The 20,199-nt window shown below is 41.6% G+C and carries 20 protein-coding genes, 1 pseudogene and 1 riboswitch; of the genes and pseudogenes, 3 read left to right on the forward strand and 18 right to left on the reverse strand.

Annotated elements, in window-relative coordinates; translation table 11 throughout:
* Positions 1 to 4 precede the first annotated feature (4 nt).
* Genes LM917_RS15965 through pduA form a run of 7 tightly spaced genes read right to left on the reverse strand, consistent with a single transcriptional unit; the run spans position 5 to position 6,167 of the window.
* Complete coding sequence (locus LM917_RS15965) at positions 5 to 352, reverse strand: glycerol dehydratase reactivase beta/small subunit family protein (protein WP_232698549.1); 348 nt, start codon at positions 350 to 352, stop codon at positions 5 to 7.
* The gene (locus LM917_RS15970; protein ID WP_232698550.1) at positions 349 to 2,175 is read right to left on the reverse strand and encodes a diol dehydratase reactivase subunit alpha; all 1,827 of its coding nucleotides are present in this window, start codon (positions 2,173 to 2,175) and stop codon (positions 349 to 351) included. The genes LM917_RS15965 and LM917_RS15970 overlap by 4 nt, the downstream gene beginning before the upstream one ends.
* Before the next feature lie 19 nt (positions 2,176 to 2,194).
* Positions 2,195 to 2,701, reverse strand: a complete 507-nt coding sequence (locus tag LM917_RS15975) for a diol dehydratase small subunit (protein ID WP_232698551.1) — start codon at positions 2,699 to 2,701, stop codon at positions 2,195 to 2,197.
* Positions 2,702 to 2,714: 13 nt separating this feature from the next.
* A complete protein-coding gene (locus LM917_RS15980) occupies positions 2,715 to 3,377 on the reverse strand; it encodes a propanediol/glycerol family dehydratase medium subunit (protein WP_232698552.1) in 663 nt (220 codons plus the stop codon).
* A 17-nt stretch (positions 3,378 to 3,394) separates the two neighbouring features.
* On the reverse strand, positions 3,395 to 5,056 hold the full coding sequence (locus LM917_RS15985) for a propanediol/glycerol family dehydratase large subunit (protein ID WP_232698553.1): 1,662 nt from the start codon (positions 5,054 to 5,056) through the stop codon (positions 3,395 to 3,397).
* Between the two features lie 23 nt (positions 5,057 to 5,079).
* Positions 5,080 to 5,886 carry a propanediol utilization microcompartment protein PduB gene (gene pduB / locus LM917_RS15990; RefSeq protein ID WP_232698554.1) on the reverse strand — a complete coding sequence of 269 codons (807 nt, stop codon included), beginning with the start codon at positions 5,884 to 5,886 and terminating at the stop codon, positions 5,080 to 5,082.
* Positions 5,886 to 6,167: a propanediol utilization microcompartment protein PduA gene (gene pduA, locus LM917_RS15995; protein ID WP_232698555.1), complete on the reverse strand. Its 282-nt coding sequence runs from the start codon at positions 6,165 to 6,167 to the stop codon at positions 5,886 to 5,888. Before pduA ends, pduB begins: the two co-directional genes overlap by 1 nt.
* A gap of 421 nt (positions 6,168 to 6,588) precedes the next feature.
* On the opposite strand from pduA, the gene LM917_RS16000 reads away from it, so the two are divergent.
* Positions 6,589 to 7,485 carry a PocR ligand-binding domain-containing protein gene (locus tag LM917_RS16000; RefSeq protein WP_232698556.1) on the forward strand — a complete coding sequence of 299 codons (897 nt, stop codon included), beginning with the start codon at positions 6,589 to 6,591 and terminating at the stop codon, positions 7,483 to 7,485.
* A gap of 335 nt (positions 7,486 to 7,820) precedes the next feature.
* A riboswitch (cobalamin riboswitch) is annotated at positions 7,821 to 8,007 on the reverse strand.
* Between the two features lie 109 nt (positions 8,008 to 8,116).
* On the opposite strand, the gene LM917_RS16005 is transcribed toward LM917_RS16000, so the two are convergent.
* The 8 genes and pseudogenes from LM917_RS16005 to LM917_RS16040 all read right to left on the reverse strand — a co-directional run bounded on the left by LM917_RS16005 (position 8,117) and on the right by LM917_RS16040 (position 15,775).
* Positions 8,117 to 8,398 (reverse strand): EamA family transporter, encoded by a 282-nt coding sequence (locus LM917_RS16005; protein WP_373688795.1) that lies wholly within the window; start codon positions 8,396 to 8,398, stop codon positions 8,117 to 8,119.
* A 434-nt stretch (positions 8,399 to 8,832) separates the two neighbouring features.
* Positions 8,833 to 9,231 (reverse strand): annotated as a pseudogene (locus tag LM917_RS16010) (DMT family transporter); the annotation flags it as partial.
* A gap of 80 nt (positions 9,232 to 9,311) precedes the next feature.
* Entirely contained in the window at positions 9,312 to 9,617 is a 306-nt protein-coding gene (locus LM917_RS16015) for an ArsR/SmtB family transcription factor (RefSeq protein ID WP_232698632.1), read from the reverse strand.
* 103 nt (positions 9,618 to 9,720) lie between these two features.
* Positions 9,721 to 11,214: an aldehyde dehydrogenase family protein gene (locus LM917_RS16020; RefSeq protein ID WP_373688796.1), complete on the reverse strand. Its 1,494-nt coding sequence runs from the start codon at positions 11,212 to 11,214 to the stop codon at positions 9,721 to 9,723.
* Positions 11,180 to 11,968 (reverse strand): gamma-glutamyl-gamma-aminobutyrate hydrolase family protein, encoded by a 789-nt coding sequence (locus LM917_RS16025; RefSeq protein WP_232698558.1) that lies wholly within the window; start codon positions 11,966 to 11,968, stop codon positions 11,180 to 11,182. The genes LM917_RS16020 and LM917_RS16025 overlap by 35 nt, the downstream gene beginning before the upstream one ends.
* The gene (locus LM917_RS16030; protein ID WP_232698559.1) at positions 11,952 to 13,292 is read right to left on the reverse strand and encodes a glutamine synthetase family protein; all 1,341 of its coding nucleotides are present in this window, start codon (positions 13,290 to 13,292) and stop codon (positions 11,952 to 11,954) included. The genes LM917_RS16025 and LM917_RS16030 overlap by 17 nt, the downstream gene beginning before the upstream one ends.
* 112 nt (positions 13,293 to 13,404) lie before the next feature.
* Complete coding sequence (locus tag LM917_RS16035) at positions 13,405 to 14,283, reverse strand: DODA-type extradiol aromatic ring-opening family dioxygenase (protein ID WP_232698561.1); 879 nt, start codon at positions 14,281 to 14,283, stop codon at positions 13,405 to 13,407.
* A 13-nt stretch (positions 14,284 to 14,296) separates the two neighbouring features.
* Positions 14,297 to 15,775, reverse strand: coding sequence for an aldehyde dehydrogenase (locus LM917_RS16040; protein WP_232698562.1), 1,479 nt, complete (start codon positions 15,773 to 15,775; stop codon positions 14,297 to 14,299).
* A gap of 225 nt (positions 15,776 to 16,000) precedes the next feature.
* Between LM917_RS16040 and LM917_RS16045 the strand changes: the two genes are divergently transcribed.
* Complete coding sequence (locus tag LM917_RS16045) at positions 16,001 to 16,795, forward strand: acetoacetate decarboxylase family protein (protein ID WP_232698564.1); 795 nt, start codon at positions 16,001 to 16,003, stop codon at positions 16,793 to 16,795.
* Positions 16,796 to 16,830: 35 nt separating this feature from the next.
* Positions 16,831 to 17,643, forward strand: a complete 813-nt coding sequence (locus tag LM917_RS16050; RefSeq protein WP_232698566.1) for a fumarylacetoacetate hydrolase family protein — start codon at positions 16,831 to 16,833, stop codon at positions 17,641 to 17,643.
* A 70-nt stretch (positions 17,644 to 17,713) separates the two neighbouring features.
* Here LM917_RS16050 and LM917_RS16055 read toward each other — a convergent pair whose 3' ends face one another.
* The 3 genes from LM917_RS16055 to LM917_RS16065 all read right to left on the reverse strand — a co-directional run bounded on the left by LM917_RS16055 (position 17,714) and on the right by LM917_RS16065 (position 20,197).
* The gene (locus LM917_RS16055) at positions 17,714 to 18,208 is read right to left on the reverse strand and encodes a MarR family winged helix-turn-helix transcriptional regulator (protein ID WP_232698567.1); all 495 of its coding nucleotides are present in this window, start codon (positions 18,206 to 18,208) and stop codon (positions 17,714 to 17,716) included.
* A 150-nt stretch (positions 18,209 to 18,358) separates the two neighbouring features.
* Entirely contained in the window at positions 18,359 to 19,369 is a 1,011-nt protein-coding gene (locus LM917_RS16060; RefSeq protein WP_232698568.1) for an ABC transporter substrate-binding protein, read from the reverse strand.
* Positions 19,370 to 19,402: 33 nt separating this feature from the next.
* On the reverse strand, positions 19,403 to 20,197 hold the full coding sequence (locus tag LM917_RS16065; protein ID WP_232698569.1) for an ABC transporter ATP-binding protein: 795 nt from the start codon (positions 20,195 to 20,197) through the stop codon (positions 19,403 to 19,405).
* Between the last annotated feature and the right edge of the window lie 2 nt (positions 20,198 to 20,199).

Below are 20,199 nucleotides of genomic sequence, written 5' to 3' on the forward strand. Positions count from 1 at the left end.
ATGCTTACGCAAACGGAATACCCTTCACCAATCGTGCAGCATTACAGCCTAATTTCCGTTTTTCTTCTTCAGGTAGCGCTCCCAATCTCCTTATATAAAAAAGCGGGGAGTGGGATGGCAAATTCTTATAATGGATAACTAATTCGTCTCGAAAAACGGCTAATCCAACGCTTAACGGTGACTGAGTAGAAGCCATGTATGCTGAAGCAACAATATCTTCAACTTTATCTGTATCCAATTGGTACGGTATTCCTTCTTCTTCTAAACCATGAAGTACAGCCACTATCATTGTTTCATCAATTGTCCTGTCCAACGTAATAGTAATGGATGGCTTTACTGCAACTGGAATCATGACTTTTCCCCTCTCATACTGGTTAAAATCAAACCTGTTGCAACAGCATTTCGAGGTCCTTCAACACCACGGATATTCCCACGTCCAGCTACCAACGCATAATGAGATAGTGCATCCGTAATTAATTGAGGTATTTCAAAATCTAATGCTGAACCTCCAACAATAACCACGAATGGAATATCACGAATATTTCCCGTCGAACTAACCATTTGTAACGCACGAATAGCATTTGTTACAAAAACACGTTCCTTTGCAGAGCGCCGTATCCATTTGATTTTTTCAATAGATACATCACCTGGTATTGGTATAAATCCCAGTTCTTTTACAATGACAACTTTGGCAAAAAGATAGGGAGAAAGAGGATCATCAAAAAATTGTACAGTGCCATCTTCATGCCGAATATGGAAGATACTTTCCACTTTTGCCAGTGGATATTTCTTGATATCTTCTGCTAAATAGCGATCCTCCAAACCCATCTCTGATTGGATAATCATTGTTACCATGTCACCTGCACCGGCTAAATGTGTAGCAATTATTTCACCCTTACTGGTAATGATGGAGGCGTCCGTAGACCCTGCCCCCAAATCCAGAACAGCCATTGGCGTGTTTGTTCCAGGTGTAGTTAACGCACCTAGAATAGCCGCTTCAGCTTCCGCCCCACCAATTCGTACAGGAACTTCTAACACTTTCTGAATTTCCTCAGCAATTACCGTCATTTGTAAGTGATCCGATTTTACCATGGAAGCAATACCAACTGCTTGCTCCATCGAGAATTCTCCAGCTAATCCACCTTTTACATTTACTGGTACAAAAGTATCCACAGCTAGTAAATCTTGAATGAAGATTTCTCCTGGATTTTTTTCCGTCAATTGAGCCATGGTTTGGCGTACTTTCTCAAGCATACCTCCAATGTTTGTACCTGGCTCTCCAACTGCATTATCCAACTGAGCTAATCCAGCGATTGCATCCATGATTTTTTGTGACCCATCAGCAACATTGATACGTGTTGTACGAGTCTTGCCTTGCAGCTCGATATGTCCAGCGGGAATAGTTCGTGCCTTTACATCCCCTTTTGGTGTCTTAATAACAACCGCAGAGCGATTTCCAATAAGAGCACGAGCTACAGGTATTATGTTTTTCGTTTCATCAGAAGTTAAATCAAAAACTGTTGCAATACCATAAGGATTGGAAAGCGAATCGATCACTTTACCTGGTGCCGCCACTTCAACAGCCGCAAGCATTCCAAGCGGTACTTTTTCAATGTAGCCAACTTCATCAACAATCGGTATTTTATGATGAAGACGGTTATTTATGAGAACCCCATCATCACCTTGAATAATTGCTGCGGTAATTTGTAATCCAGCAGCTGTTGCTTTATTAATGTCAGCTGCAGCAGCTTCAAAATCGACTGTTTTTGGAATAACGACGATATATTTTTGCTCTTTCTTACATTGAGGCAGTTCTTCAAAAAGAACTGTGATTCCAGCACCAAGTCCTAGACCACCGGGTGTTTTAGGATTATGACCAATCATCGTTGATTCTGTAATAATCGTTTCCGTAATTGTTTCCATTGCAACATCCCCAATAACAGGAGTCGCTTCATTAATTCTTATCAAAGACAAATCTGATTTCCTAATACCCGCTTCATCTAGAGCGATTTGCAGCGCTTTGTATATACCATGCAAATTCCTTTTTGTTCCCTTAATGCCTGTTGTATCAACAATTGAACTTGTGATAAATTCCACATTTCCATTCCCAAAACTCTTAGCCAGTGATACTTCAGTAGTGGAATTGCCAATATCTACACCAGCAATATACTGCATGTACTTGTCACCGCTTTTCTTAGTTATCACCTTTTAACTTTTTGCGCCGAGCGTATAGTTCAGCAGCTTCACGAACAAAGTTCGCACAAATTACCGCTCCGTATTGATTCTCTAACTCATTAGCAATTGATTCTAATTCCTCTTTGGATGAACGATAAGGGCGTAATGCATTATATATTTCCAAAATGCGATCATCCGGTACTTTTGTCATTTCAGCTGCACGTTCAAAGTTTTTGGCTAATGTCGTACGTCCTGCATCTCTCGCAATTTGTGCTTGTAAGATCAATGTATCTGCTGTCACTCGTACGTCGGCTGGCGTAATCGTACCATCCATTACTTTTTCTAGCGTGATTTCTTCAAGGGTCTTCTTAGTTGTTGTTTTTACTAATTCCGGACGCTTATTTACAAGTGGATAATCAGCCACCGTTAATGTAACTCCCGATTTTTCAGCGGATACTGTTCCTGCGACACTATTCTTTTCCTGTAAAATGTCTCGTACCATTTTTTCTATTAATTCCTGATTCATTCTTTTCACCTCACTAGAAATTAACTTTTAATTCAACCGCATTTTTACCTGTTACAACATGCTTTGTTTCCTTAATATGAAGCAAGGCTGCTTTCGCCTGAAATTTTGGACGAGCCATTTGGTCATTTACCATTGGCACTGGGTTTGGTGATTCACCTTTCGCATATTTAGCAGCATTTTTTCCCATCGCCCGATATGTTTCCAACGTAATAAGTGGTGCCTGTGGAAACAATTCAAGATTGGATAATGGCTGTAAATCTTTTTGGTGAATGAGAGCTGTACCTCGTGATTGAATCCCAATAGCTACACCTGAGCCACTTAACCGATCTGCTTCTACTGCAACAAACGCAACGTCGGAAGAACGGAACACTCTGATAACACGTGCTTTTAAGCCTTCTTCTTCTATACCTGCAATGATTTCACGTAAAATCTGCTTATGTGGTACATCTACAATACTTTTTGTTTGGTATTTTCCAAATGCTGGGGCCAGAGCAATAACAACTTCATCCTTTGATGTCCCTTGTTTTGCTTCACCTATTTCTGTTAAAAATTCATTACTCTCGCATTCTTCACTCGTTTTTTCTGTTTTAAAAGAAACAGCTTCTTCTTTCACTTGCATTTCCTCAAGTAAATCTTCGATAATTCCTCGTAATAATTTCTCGTTAATTTCGACCATATTTTATCCCTCCCTTACTATAATTCGTTGCCATCTATCGCTACAGCAATGTTCTTTAATTTTTCCCAACGTTCGCCTTCCAAGCGGTAACCTGTACCTGGACCAGCATAATCATTTTGATCATTAATAGCTGAAATAACATTCCAATCTTTATCGATAATGGATGATGTATGCAAGTAATCACCAGAAACACGCTGTTTCAGCATATTTAGTACACTTTGCGCTACATCTGTAAAGCCACCATCAGAAAGCGCCTTAACTACATCCAGACCTGTAATGCCTCTTTCCATCATTTCTCCAGCAGCTTTGATATCTTCTACCATGTTACGTTCTGGCATATCTTTACTACCATGTGCATATGTAGCTGCTGTTACTTCCTCGTCTGTAATTGGTGGTAAACCAAGCTTTTCAAATACTTGTTGTAGAGCACGCGCAGCTTTATTTCGGACAGTAACTACCTCTTCTTCTGTTACTGGATTCAAACCGCCATCTACCTTCAAGTCACGTTGCAAAATGTTGTAATCATCAAAATCCTCTGCATCAAAGTTAGAACCAGCAAACATATTGTCATAGTTTGGAGTCGCACTATAACCAGAAGAAATATAATCTGTTCCAGGTAAGAATTGCATGAGCAATCTTGCTGTACGACGAATATCAGAGTGTGAGAACGTTTGATCATTACCAGAAGCAACTTCCAAATCTAGCATGGTAGTAATCAAGTTTTCTGCAAGTACTGCCCGAATACCTGATGGCACAGATCCTGGAATACCAATACAGCTAATGGAACCGTTTTGTAACCCTTGTACACCTGCAGCTTTTGTAATGAAAATACAGCGAGCTTCAAGATACAACATTGATTTTCCTTCTGCATAACCCATTTGAACCTCAGACCCTGTTCCTGAAGTGAATCGCATTTTTAACCCACGAGATGCATAAGCACTTGCCAAGAATCCTTTTGACCAAGGCGTATCGTCACCGTCTGTAAATACAGGGTCCGTACCGTATACAGATATTGTTTCTGCATAGCAGGTTAAGCCGCGCATACCAAGATCAAGCTCTGTAGCTTCCTCTAGAGAACATTGTGTTAATACGCCACCACGTCCAGTTTGGGAACCAACCAGCAAGCTTAGTGCGTTAAATGGTGCATAACGTACAACCGCAACTGTTGTTTCTTGTTCGTCAAACCCACGAATCGCCGCTTCAGCAGCATCTGCTGCGATTTGTACAGGATTATCACGCAAATTTGTTACGTGAGCTTGTGTCGTTGGTCTTTTACGAGAGCGCATTTTTTGCATCGCCATCATCATTTCTACTACGTTCATATGCGATACAACTTCTACGATTTTTGCTGGTGTCATTGAAGTTGTTAATGTAACAATTTCACGACGCGGAACATTAGGATCTACCAACATCTTCGCTAGTTCACATGAATTCATTTTTATTACTTCTTCTGCACGTTCCAAATTAATACCGTATCTAGCAATAAAATGATCGATTAAATCAAAATCTGCTTTCGCTTTGCCATCCAGTTCAACTACTTCACCATTTACTATCTGAATACTTGGCTTAGGGTCTTTTGGACTTTCCATTGCGATTAAGCCTTCTTCAATCCACTCTTTTACGAAACCATCCTGATTTACAGGGCGGTTAGCTAATACTTCAAAACGTTTCGATTTCATAGGATGTAACCCTCCGTTCCGTTCTAAATATAAGATGGTCGATCGTTTGTAGGTTCTTCTCCTAATGCTCCCAATAATTTTTTACCAACTTCTTTAGCTGAAATAACTGCTTGGCGAACTGCTCCAGAATCCCCAGAAATACAAAGGATTACTTCATTAGAAAAGCTTGTTCCACTTGTTGGAGATGAATAAGCAACAACCTCGACATTTGCTGATTTCATGGCTGTATCAGCCATTACAACACCAATCGCTGCAGGGCCCCCACAAATAAGACCAAATGCGTTTCCAACAGGAGCTCCAAAAGCTGTATGTAACGCATAGCTAGCACGTGCTGTATATTGAAATTCAAGGTGACCCGCTTCATTTCCATATACATCGCCAAAGGTTCGATCTAATTCATTCAGTGCCACTTCTACCGCACGTTTTACGTCTGACACATCATTACCACCAAAAATAATGAGAGATCCATGCCCTGCTCCGCCTTTTGTATCGCGTGGTAATTCAATTTTTACTATTTCAGTATTTGTTGCTTTAACCGCTTCATCAGCCGCCATAATATGTGGACCTGCACCTGTTCTTGCACCGAGGATACCGATGGAACGATATTTCTTTTCTAACTTCATCGCTTCTAATAAATGACTATCTACATTTGCAATGACTAATCCGATCGTGTCGCCAATAGCTGTCCCAACAAATTCTGTCAATGGGCAAGTTTTTTCACTCATTCGCATTATTTCTCCGTCCTTATCATTTTTTTCTGGAGTTGAATTAGCCGACATTTTTGTGAACTTCGCCATAATTTCTTCAATCAGCTTTTCCTTATCACTCATCAAGATTCTCCTTTACGAGGTAGAATTTTCTCCACATCTGTATGAGGACGTGGGATGACGTGTGTAGAAACAACCTCACCAACATTTCTACTAGCTGATGCTCCTGCTTCTGTTGCTGCTTTGACAGCACCAACATCACCTCTAACCATAACTGTTACCAGTCCAGAACCAATTTTCTCGTAACCCACTAGAGTAACATTGGCAGACTTCACCATAGCATCTGCTGCTTCAATTGCTCCAACAAGCCCTTTTGTTTCTACAAGGCCCAAGGCTTCCTGCATAGGATGTTCCTCCTTCAATTTCAAACTCTCTTCTCATTTCTCAGTATAGGTAAATCACTTTTTAAAAAATTGCTATATTACTATAAAAAAAGCGGTAACAAAAATGCCTTCTTAGCACATTTTTGTTACCGCTTTTGAATTAACGACAAATCAAGCGTGTATTGATAATAGTTTCACTTAATACTATTACGAATGGACGATATGAATATATTGTTATTAAAAAATCAATATATTCTTCATGCTGGTGTATTATAGTAATATATACTTGTTACACTATCCGTTCTGATTCTTGAAAAAGTTTATTTTGTCATAATAGACTACCGATTTAATGAGTTGTAATGATTCAGTTAGACAACACCTGCGGGGTTATTTGGGTTACATAATTTGGCTAATCAACATACCTGGGTAAGGAGGTCTTTATATGCTCGCTTCTAAATCAACCGCCCTATTACTAGATAGAGTGATTGATGAGTTTTCAGCAGCAACACAGTTAGCTTCTGTTGTTGTCGACATTCAAGGTATCGAAGTAACGCGCCATTGTAATTTTACTCCCTTTTGCCAATTAATTCGCTCAAACCCTGAATATCGATCACTTTGCCAGAAATGCGACCTTTTTGGTGGTTTGGAAGCTTCAAAATTTGGTAAGCCTGTCATTTACCGTTGTCATGCTGGTTTGACTGATTTTTCTGTTCCAATCGTTGTGCAAAATCAATTGATCGGCTTCTTATTAAGTGGACAAGTTCTCAGTGACAATGATGAATCTATTACTTTCATTCAAGATAATCAAACATCCTGGCACAATAATAAAGAGTTAATGGCAGCATATCGGAATCTCCCATCTATTCCATCCAAACAAGTCGAGTCTGCTGCTGAATTATTAACTATTATTTCAAATTACTATCTGAAAACAGAAATGGAACAGAAACAGCAACAAGAGAAAAAACTAATTACTCAAGCGCACGTAAATAAAGTACCTTTAGAAGGTAATAAGGAAATTAAAAAAGCTCTTAAATATATTGATAAAAATTTAAACAGCCAAATTACACTGGAAGAAATTTCGAATTATGTATATCTCAGTCCATATTACTTTAGTAAGCTTTTTAAGCAGGAAATGAATGTGAATTTCATCACGTATGTAAATCAAAAGAAGATGGAGCGAGCGAAAGAATTATTACGAAATCCAGGCTGGTCAATAGAAACGATCTCCAAAAGCCTAGGCTATACACAAACCAGTTACTTCTGCAAAGTGTTTCGAAAAGAGTTCCATATAACTCCAAATCATTATCGTGATCTATTACAAAAAAATACTTCGCTATAATTTGAGATGGTCTTACCCCCGTCAAATAGACAATAATAAAACTGATTCGTATACGGCGATCGCTTTATGGTATTAAACTAGTAGCGGTCGCCTAAGATTATCTGGTGGTATGCTAGAATATATTTTGTAATGTATTTCCTACGCTTCTAAACTTTAGGTAGATAGACGTGTCGGATTACCGTCTACCGTAATATAATAATTCCAACATCAAGTAGTTTTTTATCATGACAACGACAAAAACACTCATTCAAAAACGAATGAGAGTCAACACGATGAAGAACTTATCCCCACCTACATATAATGAACTCGCAAACGCTTTCTAGTCCCCGAAAAAGAGTTGCTTTCTTTTACTGGTGAGTATACTGACTTGGCATCATTCTACTTGTTAGGCCTTCCCATACTTCAAAGTACAGTGGCATTTCTAACAACAGTCAACCATACAGTTGCGGGGGCAGTATCGGCATTACACCGATTTCCTCATAATAAGCTACAAAGCTTTAACACAGTAAAAGATAATTATTCAATTTTCCTTCTACTATCATAGCATACAACCGTTTCATTTTTTTATAAAGATAATTGATATCATGGCGATTATTTGTACATTTATCTGGAGTAGGTATTGTTTCATATTTTACTCATGCAATGCTATATTTTCGTTTTTACTCGTCGTATTTGTTGTAGCAATATAAACTCCTATCAATACCATACACATTCCTATTGTTTGTTTCCATGTCATAGTCGAGCTATATAATAAAACAGAAATTAATGTAGTAACAATTGGAGTGAGATTTAAATAAATACTTGCCTTACTTGCTCCTAATTGTTCAACCCCTTTATTAAAAATAATATACCCAACTAGAGTGATACATCTTTCATCACCGATTTTCCAAATAAGCCATAAAGAACTCCACATGCTAAGGCTGCAAGGAATAATAAATCCCCCTTATTAAATGATAAGGAAAGAAGTAAATCTAACGAACCTTTTTTGACACTCCCATCCCTAAAGGGGCAAGCAGACTAACGTCTGTGGGATTCTTGCTACCAAAGACCGAGTGCATTTCTGCTACGGTTGACGTGCAAGATTGGGGTATGCCATTACCCCTCCGTATCCAGTGCATATAGCAGATACGGCACTCGTTCTTTTACCAAACGAGTTAGCTAGTTGAGTGTTCTAAATGTTTTAACGTCTTGTTCTTGACGACACATATAGTTTTACGCACGAAGCGATTTAGTCCGTGCAACCTCATACTATATCCAATTTTCAATGAACACATATCGTTTTAACGTCTTTTGCATGACGGGTGTTAGGGACTTGTATCCTTGTCCTATCTTAATTGTAGCATATTTCAGACAACTGACGCCTATTTTACTACTCCATGTTTCTTTTAAAAATAGGATTGCCCCTAATGCAACAAACACAGGCATTGTTGCAATAATTAATGAACCATTAATTGCAGAAGTATAAGTGAGACCAAAAAAGAAAAGTGCATTGTATCCAAAAATACTAGTCAATGAAACAAGTAATAAACCCTTCCATCGTTTTTTTAAAGCCCCTATGTCCCATTCAGATTTAATCGAAACATACATCATTAAAATGATTCCTGCTATCCCAAAACGAAGTGTCGCTGCCACAAGAGGTGGTATTTCTGTAACTACATGCTCTGCTGTTGAAAAAGATCCGCCCCAAAATAATGGCACTGCTAACATTAATACATACATACTGTTTGCTTTATTATTATTCTCCATTTTCCAATCTCCCATTTTATTCTTCTTTTTTATCATTCGAGTTTATAGGTTTAAACTTGTAAACCTGTTGATCAAAAAAATTAGTAACCTGCTTCGATTGTTGAAATTAATTCCTTTATATGTTTTAGAAACTCCATAGTACTTAATGAATAATACATTTCTTTTCCATTCTTATTAGAGATAATTAAACCTGCCAGTTTTAATATTTTCAGATGGTGAGACACAGCTGGTCTTGAAATATCCATTTTTTCTGTTAACTGATTAACATTGAGGGTATCATTTTCAAGCAAAATCATAATAATTTGTTGACGATTAATATCTCCCAAATTTATGTTTTCCCTGAAAGGACCAGAATCAATTCCAGAAATGCAGCAACCATTCCCCAGTTTTATACCGGAAAACGGTTGCTACATAAGGTGTCTTTTTAGTTAAGTCTACTTGACTGGGAGATGAACAGTATCTCTCCCGACTTTTTTGCGGTGTATTCCATTAATCCATTTTTACCCAGACTGTCTTTGTCTCTGTGTAAAGGTCAATCGCATAAGCTCCCATTTCTCTTCCGTAGCCACTCATTTTATATCCTCCAAATGGTGAGGCAGGATCTACTGCACCGTAGGAATTAATCCAGATCATGCCGGACTTGATAGATTTTGCCATACTATGGGCTCTACCTATATCTCTTGTCCAGATCCCCGCTCCAAGTCCGTAAATTGAATCATTCGCTAGAGAAATCACTTCTTCGGCATCGTCGAATGGAATGACGGATACAAAAGGCCCAAAAATCTCTTCTTGTGCGATGCGTGAGTCATTGCGAGCATTGGCGAAGACAGTGGGCTGGATGAAATGACCATGCTTCAACACTCCGTCTGTTACCCGCTTGCCGCCGCTCATGAGAGTCGCCCCTTCTTCCAATCCAATCTCAACATAGGAAGAAATCCGTTCTACTTGTTCTTCGGAAACGATGGGTCCAATATCCGTTAGAGGGTCCAAACCATTGCCCACTCGCAAGTTCTCAGCATATTGTACGATTCTCTCCAGAACCTGTTCATATACCTGTCTTTGTACAAAAACGCGTGAGCCTGCCGTACAATCCTGGCCCATGTTGTAAAAAACCCCTTCACTGGCACCCAGCGAAGCCGCTTCCAAGTCGGCATCTGCAAAAATAATATTTGGAGATTTCCCACCTAATTCCAGAGAGGTTCTTTTTATATTCACAGCTCCCGCTTGCATGATGTGTCGTCCCACTTCCGTTGAGCCTGTGAAAGCTACTTTGTCAATGCGAGGATGGTTTGCAATTGCGGCTCCCGCTTTTTTACCTGTACCTGTCACTATATTGACCACGCCAGCCGGTACTCCTGCCTCGATCAACAGTTCTCCCAGGCGAATGGCCGTAAGTGATGTTTGTTCGGCTGGTTTGAGAATGACTGTCGCTCCCACAGCCAATGCAGGCGCAAGCTTCCACGCAGCCATCATGAGCGGATAATTCCAAGGAATAATCTGACCTACTACCCCAACTGGTTCACGCACTGTATAGTTCAGATAGTTTCCGTTCGAAACAGGATTGGTTTCTCCCACAATCTTCGTAGGCCAACCAGCATAGTATCGGAAAACATTGCTTGATGCTTTGACATCACCATTTCTTGAGATCGAAATAGGCTTTCCATTATCCAAGGTCTCCAGCTCAGCTAGTTCATCTGCATGTAAATCGATGAGATCGGCGATTTTCCAAAGCAGCTTGCTTCGGTCCATCGGGGTCATTTTCTTCCAATCCCCTTTTTCAAGAGCGGCTCTGGCAGCTGCAACCGCACGATCAACATCTTCCTCATTCCCTGCAGCGATGTACGTTAGCCTCTCACCTGTAGCAGGATTCATAACGGGGAGTAAGTCTGATGATGAAGATTCCATCCATTCGCCATTGATTAAAAGTTTTTTAGACTCTAGCAAAAATCTAGCAACCGTTGCGGAAATAGCTCTTGTCTCCACCGCGATCCCCCCTCAAAACTTGATCTCCTACATAACGGATAAAGTAATCAAATACCTTCTGTTCCGTAGGATCTTCCATTTTTTCCGGATGCCACTGCATGCCAAAAGCAAACCAATCCGATTGGGATTGAACGGCCTCTATCATCCCGTCTTCACTCCAACCAATTTCCTTAAACCCGTCTCCTGCCTTTGTTACACATTGATGATGAATGGTATTCACTTGCCGCTGCGTGCTTCCGTATATTTCAGCTAGGATCGAATCTTCTTCCAGATCAACACGGTGCTTTTGACCAAGAATATACGCAGCATCTCCCTCATTTTTGGGATGTTCTGGATAAATAGCGTGAAGATCTTGAGCAAGTTTTCCACCAAATGCCGCTTGGAGTAATTGGAATCCGCGGCAAATCCCCATCGTTGGCATGGCTCTTTTACTAGCTTCCTGCACCAAATTGATTTCAAAATAATCTGCACTACGTCTCACATCATAAGATTTACCCTGATCCTGTTCTCCATAGCTAAGCGGGTCGATATCTCCACCACCCGAAACGATCAATCCATCCAAGAGATCCAGATAGGCCATGATATTATCCGCAGGACCATGTGGCAAAAGGATGGGTAACCCCCCAGCTTCGATTACACAGCGTACATACTCTTCACCTAATGTATACAGATCGGTCTTTTCTCCCAAAAACGTTGGCAAATCACGTCTCCAGGTGGTAATGCCGATCCTGGGTTTCTTATAAATGGTAGACATATTCATTCATCTCCCAATCTGTCACATAGGTTCGGAAGCGTTCAAGTTCCACTCGTTTCATCGCAGTATAGGCATTTATCATGGGAGTGCCGATCAGTTCGCATAAACTCTCGTCAGAAAGGAGAGTATTTATGCTTTGTTCAAGAGTCAAAGGCAAATCAGCTCCATGCCCTGCCTTAAGAGAAATGTCTCCCGATATAGGAGAAGGAAGTTCCATCTCTTGTACGATACCGTTATATCCAGCCAATAGAGAGACGGCAGAAATTAAATAAGGATTCGCGGAAGCATCTCCAGCTCGTAATTCCAATCGGGTGCCGGAACCTCTTTCTCCTGGTATCCTGATAAAAGTCGTGCGGTTATCGTATCCCCAATTCGAGGCCAGAGGAACCAAGCTTTCTGGAACAAATCTTTTGTATGCATTTATGGTAGGAGCAATAAAGGCCATGAGAGCTGGTCCATGATGGAGAATACCCGCCATGAAATGCCTGGCAAGTTTGCTTAAACCGTCCGTTTGGGACTGATCATGAAATACATTTTGGTTTTCCTGATCTATGAGACTTACGTGTAGATGAAACCCTGATCCAGCATGATCGCTAAAAGGTTTACCCATGAAAGTAGCAAGTAACCCATGACTGGCGGAAACCTCTTTCACCATGTTTTTGAAACGAAACGCTCGATCTGCAGATTGAACAGCCTCACCGTGAAGCATATTGACTTCAAATTGACCTCCGCTAAACTCATGATTGGCTGCAGTCAAACCAAGCCCCATCGTTTTCCCCGCTTGGAGAATATGATGCATGACCCCCAACTCATCAGAGCGACGTCCCACGGTATACTGCATAGAGCGATGGTCGCTGTATCGTGCAAAGCCCGATTCCGTTTTCTGAAGAAGGTAAAACTCCAATTCATGTGCAAAAACGGGTGTTAGATGAAGGCTGCTTTTCACCAGTTCTGTAGCCCTCTTCAAGAATTGTCTAGGTGAAATACTCACCGGTGCTCCATTGCTGCTATCCAATAGATCCACCATGCATTGAACCGTATTTTTTTCCCACGGAACTGGAGCGATTGTCGTCAAATCTGGAATAGCTCGCATATCAGGATACCCGCGATCTGGAGCCAAACCGGGTGCATGTAATGGATTGCTAGCCAGACCATCGACAATATTGGCGATACAAAATGCCTGTCCGTCTTCTATGACGTCTTTGAAATATTCCAGAGGAATATCTTTTCCGCGTGGATACCCATGCATATCGCTATAGGTAATGCGGACAAATTCTACTCCACTATCTTGCAATTGTCGTATTAATTCCTCATTTACTGACATGTGGACCTCCCCCAAGCTCATCTATGTATTGCTGGGTTACGTGATTTTTTTTAGAAGCTGGCATAACCAAAATCGTTTAGGCTTTGCCAGCAACCGAAATAACAATGATCTATTATGCATTCCAACCAGCAGCAGGTTTATCGAACCAGATATGCACTTGTCCAGTACCAACGGAAGCTTCGTACTCCGACATTTTTCTTCCCGGGGCTGTCCATGCTTCTCCGCCCAATGCCGCAGCCATCATGAGATAGTGGCCAAATCTGCCTTCGGGTGCGTGCTTTCGATATTCAGGCATCAATGCAATGACTTCCGCGTGTTTTCCTTCGAGTAAAAGGCTGATCACTTTTTCATCCATTTCTCTTGCCTCTTGTGTAAATACATGCGATAAATCTGTCGCTTCGTGATCTCTAATCGTACTAAGCGGCCAGAATCGATGTGACAATCCTCCAGAAGCCAAAAGTACAACCCTTCCGTCCATCCTTTTAATCGCTTCTTGCAGAATCTCACCAAACTTCAAAAAGTCATGTGGTTCCCCTGTTTGTGCCGTACTCACAGAGAGAATTTTTTCTCCGCGATGCAAATAATGAACGAGGTTGACCGTTCCGTAATGAATGGGAAGATGAGCATTTCTGCTTACATGGACCCAAGTATCCGTTCGCTTTGAAGCTTCCTCTTCGATTAATAGACCCAGCTCAGGATCTCCATCATATTCGTACGGAACGTCACGCAAGCTTCGTGGCAGCTCATCCGATGTATGGAACCCTTTATAGTGATCTCGCCCATCCACCACATGCTCAAATGTTGTATGCCAATGCGTATCAAAGATAACAATCGTATCAGGCTTTAACTCATCTAAAATTTCTGATCTTATTTGATGAAGACCAGGGACCAGTGTCGTATCTTTTCCATGGTTAAGTTCACGTCTTATCTGCTCTGACAACATAATTGTTGGAACGTGAGAAACTAAACCTGCTCCAATAATTTCGCCCATTTGAAAAACCTCCTTATTTTTTGGTAAAGGACCCTACTCGGCTTGATATTGTGGTAATGTCACAAAAGAATTCAAAGCTCCAATTGCCACCTTCTCGCCCAATACCTGACTTCTTACTGCCGCCAAATGGAGCTTTCAGGTCGCGAGCGAAAAATGTATTGATCCAAACGGTTCCCGCATGGATCGCAGAACCGACTCTGGCGGCCCGCTCTTCACAGCCTGTAAATACCGTTGCTGCCAAACCATATTCCGTATCATTTGCCATCGCAATGGCTTCTTCTTCCGTCCGGAATGTCTGCAATGTCAGGACAGGCCCAAACACTTCTTCCTTCAGAATTTCTGCATGCGCAGGGATATCAACAAATAGCGTGGGTTCAAAATATAGACCACCTACATCTTCAGAAACATTTCCTCCATAGGCAACTGTTGCCCCTTCTGCTTTTGCCCGTTCTACAAATCCTTTCACACGCTCCATATGCTCACGTGTAATCAGTGGTCCTACATTCGTTTCAGGTTTTCGTGGATCACCAAGTATAAGATTATTTGCTGCGTTTTTTAATGCTTCTAGGAATGTATCTGCGATTTCCTCTTGCACAAGAATACGGGTACCTGCCAGACAAACCTGGCCAGCATTGTCGTATTGCCCAACAGCAGTACGTACTGCCAGATCAAAATTACTATCCGCAAAGACAACAAGAGGTGATTTCCCCCCTAATTCAAAACTAACAGGAACTACTCGTTCCGCTGCCACTTTGCCAATAATTCGTCCCGTTTCACTAGAGCCTGTGAACGAAATTCTCGCAACATCGGGATGTTGAGTAAGAGCTGCTCCTGCTTCTTCCCCAATTCCCTGGACAACATTAAGGACCCCTGGCGGTAAACCTGCTTCTTCCGCAAAATCAGCTAGCAACGAACATGTGAAAGGCGCCCATTCTGGTGGTTTGATCACAATCGTGTTCCCTGCCGCTAAAGCTGGACCTACCTTCCACGTGGTAAGCATGAACGGTGCATTCCAAGGTGTAATCAGTGCTGACACACCAGTAGGTTGATATTTTACCTGGTACTGAACTCCGTTCGATTCCCAGCATTCGCCTTCCAGCTTTTCTGCCCACTCTGCAAAGAAACGAATATTATGGGCTCCCCGTTTCATCACGCGCAGACGGCTCGCCTCCAGCAAAGAACCGTTATTCGTGGTTTCAACAATCGCAAGTTCTTCAATATGAGATTCGATCACGTCAGCCAATCTTCGTAAATAGACTCCTCGTCCTTTTGGACCTAGCGCTGCCCACTCAGGAAATGCTCTCTTCGCAGCTGCTACTGCGGCATGAACCTCATCAGCCCCGCCAGCTGCTACAGATCCTAGACTCGTTTCATCGATTGGCGAAATCACTTCAAAACTATTTGCCGAGTTTACACGCTTACCATCAATGTAATGCTGTGGTGAAACTGGTACATTCGCGACAAGTATTTTCTCGCTTGATAGAATACTCACTACTAGCTCCCCTTTTGCCTCGAGGCGTTTATCTAAAGAAACTTCAGCTGAAAATTCAGGTGTGGATCGATTCACCACCTTGTAATAATAGAATTTTCTGAATTTAAACAATAGATTAAATCATTTGATATTAAACGTTTGATATGATAAGATTAGTACACAACTTAGTGCTCTGTCAAGCAACGAAAAAAGCAAAAATCAAACTAGAAAGGTTAGTGGTCATTCATGGCAAGACTACAAGGTTTTTCACTCCCCCTCTCACCTGAAGGAAAAGCGAATTTATTACCTGCACCACCTTGGCACTATTCAGGGGATATGCTTCATATTGAATATCGTACCAATCCCGATGCGGTCATTGCTTTATTACCTGACGAATTGGAACCTGCCGAAGATCCTGGCGCTGTTTCCGTCGTCTTTGCCGATTGGCAATCTTGCACGGATGGCGGACAAGAACTGCTAGACCCTTATTATTCGCAATATAAAGAATTAATAGTTTTTGTAGGAGCAAAGTATAAGGGAGAACCGGTTAGCCGTTGTGTCTACATCTGGGTGGATAAAGATTTTGCAATGGTGCGTGGATGGGTTCAAGGGTTTCCTAAAAAACATGGAGATGTATGGATGTCACGACCTGTTACAGTGGGTAAAGCCGGTCCTCGCTTAGCCCCTGGTGAGACTTTTGCAGGTACGTTGTCAGTTGGAGGAAGACGCTTAGTTGAAGGAAAAGTAACCTTGACAGGACTTTCTGAAAAGGGACCACAAGTAAGTGCTCCGCCCCTGTATAACAGCCGCTATTTTCCGAGATGGGACAGCTTGGAACCTGCTGTCTATGAATTGGTCAATGTTGCTGGAGTAGATAAAGAATTTAGTCCAGTTTGGGAAGGAACCGCTGAGATCAATATTTTTGATTCACCGATTGAGGAATTGAAATCATTGGAACCCAAGGAGATCCTAGGTGCTTACTACCATTCCTTTGGCTATACCCTGCATGGTGGAAAAGTGATTCAACAACAAAAACGCTAAACAGTCATTCCAAAAATGTTAGGAGGAAACAAAAGATGCAATTCGTACGTGTAAAACGCGACGATCAAATTGTAAAAGGGTATATGAACGAAGAGATGCTTCATTTAGAAAATGGAGAAAGAATACCTGAATCTGAGGCTCATTTCCTGGAACCCGTTGAACCGACTAAAATCATCGCTGTCCACTTAAACTATCCGAGCCGTCTGCACGCTTTTGGCGCGAAAACTCCAAGATGGCCATCTTATTTCATGAAACCGTTGTCCTCACTCTCCGGGCATCGTGCCCAAGTAGCGAAACCTCGCAATACCTTATATCTGAACTACGAAGGTGAAATTGCGCTTGTCATTGGCAAAAGGGCAAAAAATGTCTCCAGAGAAGATGCTTGGAGCTACATTGCAGGATACAGCCCTGCCATTGATTATGGCCTCCACGATTTTCGCACCTCAGATGCAGGTTCCATGCTGCGCGTAAAAGGGCAAGACGGATTTTGTCCAATCGGCCCTGCATTGATTCCAGCAAAAGACGTTGATCCTACTAATCTGACGATAAAAACCTATGTAAACGGAGAAGTCGTACAAGAAGACAATACCAGCACACTCATGTTTCCCTTTGACGTGTTAATTGCTGATTTGTCCAGGCTCATAACTCTTGAACCAGGGGATGTCATCATGACAGGCACACCAGCTAATTCCCGACCTGTAGAGCCAGGAGATGTTGTGGAGGTGGAAATCGTAGGTCATGGTCGCTTGACGACCACAGTCGTCGAAAGTGAAGTAGACTTCGGGGATTATGGCGCTCAACCTGAGGATTCCGATAACGCAAGAAACACCGCTTTTGAAATTGAATAATGGTGATAGGTAAGCCCATCTAGTTTGATCCAGATGGGCTTTTGGTTTGATGCTATTCCATTACGCTGAATTATTCAATATTCTTAATCACACGTCTTAACAATTTCAGCAGTTTTTTCTGCTCCTCTTCCGTTAATCCTTTAATCATGTCCACTTCTCCCTGATTAAATTTCGGGAACAGATCTTCCATCACTTGTCTTCCTTGATCGGTAATTCCCAACTCTACCAATCGTCGATCTCTCGGATTTACTCTACGTTGCACTAAATTCTTTCGTTCCAGCGTGTTTGAGATACTACTGATTGTCGCAACGGTCACGCCCATGGATTTTGCTAACCCTCTCGACTCCATCCATTCCCATATCCATAAATTATGCAGCAAGTCAAAGCCTGTCCAAGAAAGCGAATAATTGGCAAGGAGATCCCGCTCCATAGTTACTCTTAGTCGCTGAGCTGCACGATAAATATTTGAACAAATGCTCATCGCGGCAAAATCAATCGGGAAGTCGGTTAATCGTTTAAGTGTATCGACTTCCTCAGGCAGCAAATCTTCTTCAAAAATATTCATGGTACCTCCTCATTTCTAATTTTCTTAATCGTTAGCTATAATACGATCATAGCATAAATGTGCATGATAATCAGAAATTATTGAGGAGGCCCTTTAAGTAAACAAAAGACCCTCCAGTTATAGAGAGTCTTTTGTTTGGTCACTCAACACTTATTTAATGATCTGCGCCTTATCTACGATTTCTTTTGGCAAACTCTGAATATCTACACCTTGAGCGGCGGCTGCACTTTCATTGATCACAAGGCTCCCATCTTTCGGAAAATGAATGGCAATCTCACCAGGTTTTTTCCCGTTTTTGATAATATCCAGAGCGAGTGTTCCAGTCTGGTAGCCTAATGCATGATAATCAACTCCATAAGCTGCAAAAACTCCTTTCTTCGCATAGTCCGTATCTGCTCCGATAACAGGAATACGACTATTGTTTGCGACTTTTATAATGGAATCTAATGCAGACGCAGCCGTATTATCCAGTGGAACATAAAACACATCCACTCTTCCTACAAGCGATTCAGCCGCTTGCTTTACTTCTGAACTGTTGGTGGCAGTTGCTTCAATCGTAGTTAATCCTAGTGTTTCTAATACTTTTTTGGCTTGTTCCACCTGCACGATTGAATTTTGCTCTCCGGTATTAAAGATAATACCTACACTTTTTGCTTGTGGAAAAAATTCTTTGATTGTTGTCATTGTTTTCTCGATTGCTTCAGGATACGAATCCGATGAGCCTGTTACATTTTTTTCCGGTTTGTTCAGATCTTTAACGAGGCCCGCACCTACTGGATCTGTCACTGCCCCGAAGAGAATCGGGATAGTAGTTGTTTCATTTGCTATCGCCTGTGCAGTGGGGGTCGCTATCGCAAAGATCAGATCCTTATTATCTTGCGCAAACTTCTGGGCGATAAGCTTGTTGTTGTTCATATCGCCTTGAGCACTTTGAACATCAAAGACGATATCTTGATCTTTCATATAGCCGGCATCTATAAACGCTTGGATAAATCCTTCTCGTTCCGCGTCGAGTGCAGGATGCTCAACAATTTGCGTGATTCCGATTTGAACGATTTTCTTTTCTGTCGTTGTCGTCGTAGTAGTAGTATCTGTCCCACAAGCTGTCACTAGTAAAACGATTGCGATCAGCAACATGAAAATGAAACCTTTGCTTTTCAAATCAAACGCCCCCTCTAATTTGGTATGTACATGCTAAGCTAACACTGTTCGATCAGATACGAAATTTGCCCCGCGAATCCGCGAAAATTCATTAATAAGCCCTTGAATCGTCAGGTTTTGTTTCTTCTCTTGAGGAACGTCAAGAATGATCGTCCCACTGTCCATCATGATCAGCCTGTTTCCCAGATCCAAAGCTTGCTGCATATTATGGGTGATCATTAAGGTAGTCAGTTTGTCCCTCTCAACAATTTCTTTGGTCAGCTTCGTAATAATCTGTTCCCTTGAAGGATCCAATGCAGCGGTATGTTCATCCAGCAGTAATACTTTTGGTTTCGTGAAGGTTGCCATGACAAGGCTTAATGCCTGCCGTTCACCTCCAGACAGTAATCCTACTTTTGCGGATAATCGATTTTCAAGCCCCAGATGCAGTGTTTCTAATGTCTCCTTGAACATTTCTCTTCGTTTACGATTAACACCAATTCTTACGGTACGCTGCTTATCCCGACCGTAAGCGATCGCCATGTTTTCTTCGATCGTCATGGCAGGAGATGTGCCTGCCATCGGATCTTGGAACACACGTCCGATCAATCTACCCCTGTCATACTCTGGCATGCGGTTCGTCACCCGACCATCTATCTCAATCGTACCTTCATCAGGCTGCAACACACCGGAAATGATATTCATCAAGGTGGACTTACCTGCTCCATTGCTTCCAATAACGGTTACGAAGTCCCCCTCTGCTAATTGCAACTGTATGTTGTTTAAAGCTACTCTTTCATCTACAGTTCCTTGATTAAAAGATTTATGAATCATAGATAGTTTCAGCATGG

It is taken from the genome of Brevibacillus daliensis (assembly GCF_021245735.1).
Taxonomy (GTDB): domain Bacteria; phylum Bacillota; class Bacilli; order Brevibacillales; family Brevibacillaceae; genus Brevibacillus_B; species Brevibacillus_B daliensis.

Coding starts and splice junctions, on each gene's coding strand:
- LM917_RS15965 (WP_232698549.1), bottom strand. CDS start 352: ATGATTCCAGTTGCAGTAAAGCCATCCATTACTATTACGTTGGACAGG.
- LM917_RS15970 (WP_232698550.1), bottom strand. CDS start 2,175: ATGCAGTATATTGCTGGTGTAGATATTGGCAATTCCACTACTGAAGTA.
- LM917_RS15975 (WP_232698551.1), bottom strand. CDS start 2,701: ATGAATCAGGAATTAATAGAAAAAATGGTACGAGACATTTTACAGGAA.
- LM917_RS15980 (WP_232698552.1), bottom strand. CDS start 3,377: ATGGTCGAAATTAACGAGAAATTATTACGAGGAATTATCGAAGATTTA.
- LM917_RS15985 (WP_232698553.1), bottom strand. CDS start 5,056: ATGAAATCGAAACGTTTTGAAGTATTAGCTAACCGCCCTGTAAATCAG.
- pduB (WP_232698554.1), bottom strand. CDS start 5,886: ATGAGTGATAAGGAAAAGCTGATTGAAGAAATTATGGCGAAGTTCACA.
- pduA (WP_232698555.1), bottom strand. CDS start 6,167: ATGCAGGAAGCCTTGGGCCTTGTAGAAACAAAAGGGCTTGTTGGAGCA.
- LM917_RS16000 (WP_232698556.1), top strand. CDS start 6,589: ATGCTCGCTTCTAAATCAACCGCCCTATTACTAGATAGAGTGATTGAT.
- LM917_RS16005 (WP_373688795.1), bottom strand. CDS start 8,398: ATGTGGAGTTCTTTATGGCTTATTTGGAAAATCGGTGATGAAAGATGT.
- LM917_RS16025 (WP_232698558.1), bottom strand. CDS start 11,968: ATGTCTACCATTTATAAGAAACCCAGGATCGGCATTACCACCTGGAGA.
- LM917_RS16030 (WP_232698559.1), bottom strand. CDS start 13,292: ATGTCAGTAAATGAGGAATTAATACGACAATTGCAAGATAGTGGAGTA.
- LM917_RS16035 (WP_232698561.1), bottom strand. CDS start 14,283: ATGGGCGAAATTATTGGAGCAGGTTTAGTTTCTCACGTTCCAACAATT.
- LM917_RS16045 (WP_232698564.1), top strand. CDS start 16,001: ATGGCAAGACTACAAGGTTTTTCACTCCCCCTCTCACCTGAAGGAAAA.
- LM917_RS16050 (WP_232698566.1), top strand. CDS start 16,831: ATGCAATTCGTACGTGTAAAACGCGACGATCAAATTGTAAAAGGGTAT.
- LM917_RS16055 (WP_232698567.1), bottom strand. CDS start 18,208: ATGAATATTTTTGAAGAAGATTTGCTGCCTGAGGAAGTCGATACACTT.
- LM917_RS16065 (WP_232698569.1), bottom strand. CDS start 20,197: ATGCTGAAACTATCTATGATTCATAAATCTTTTAATCAAGGAACTGTA.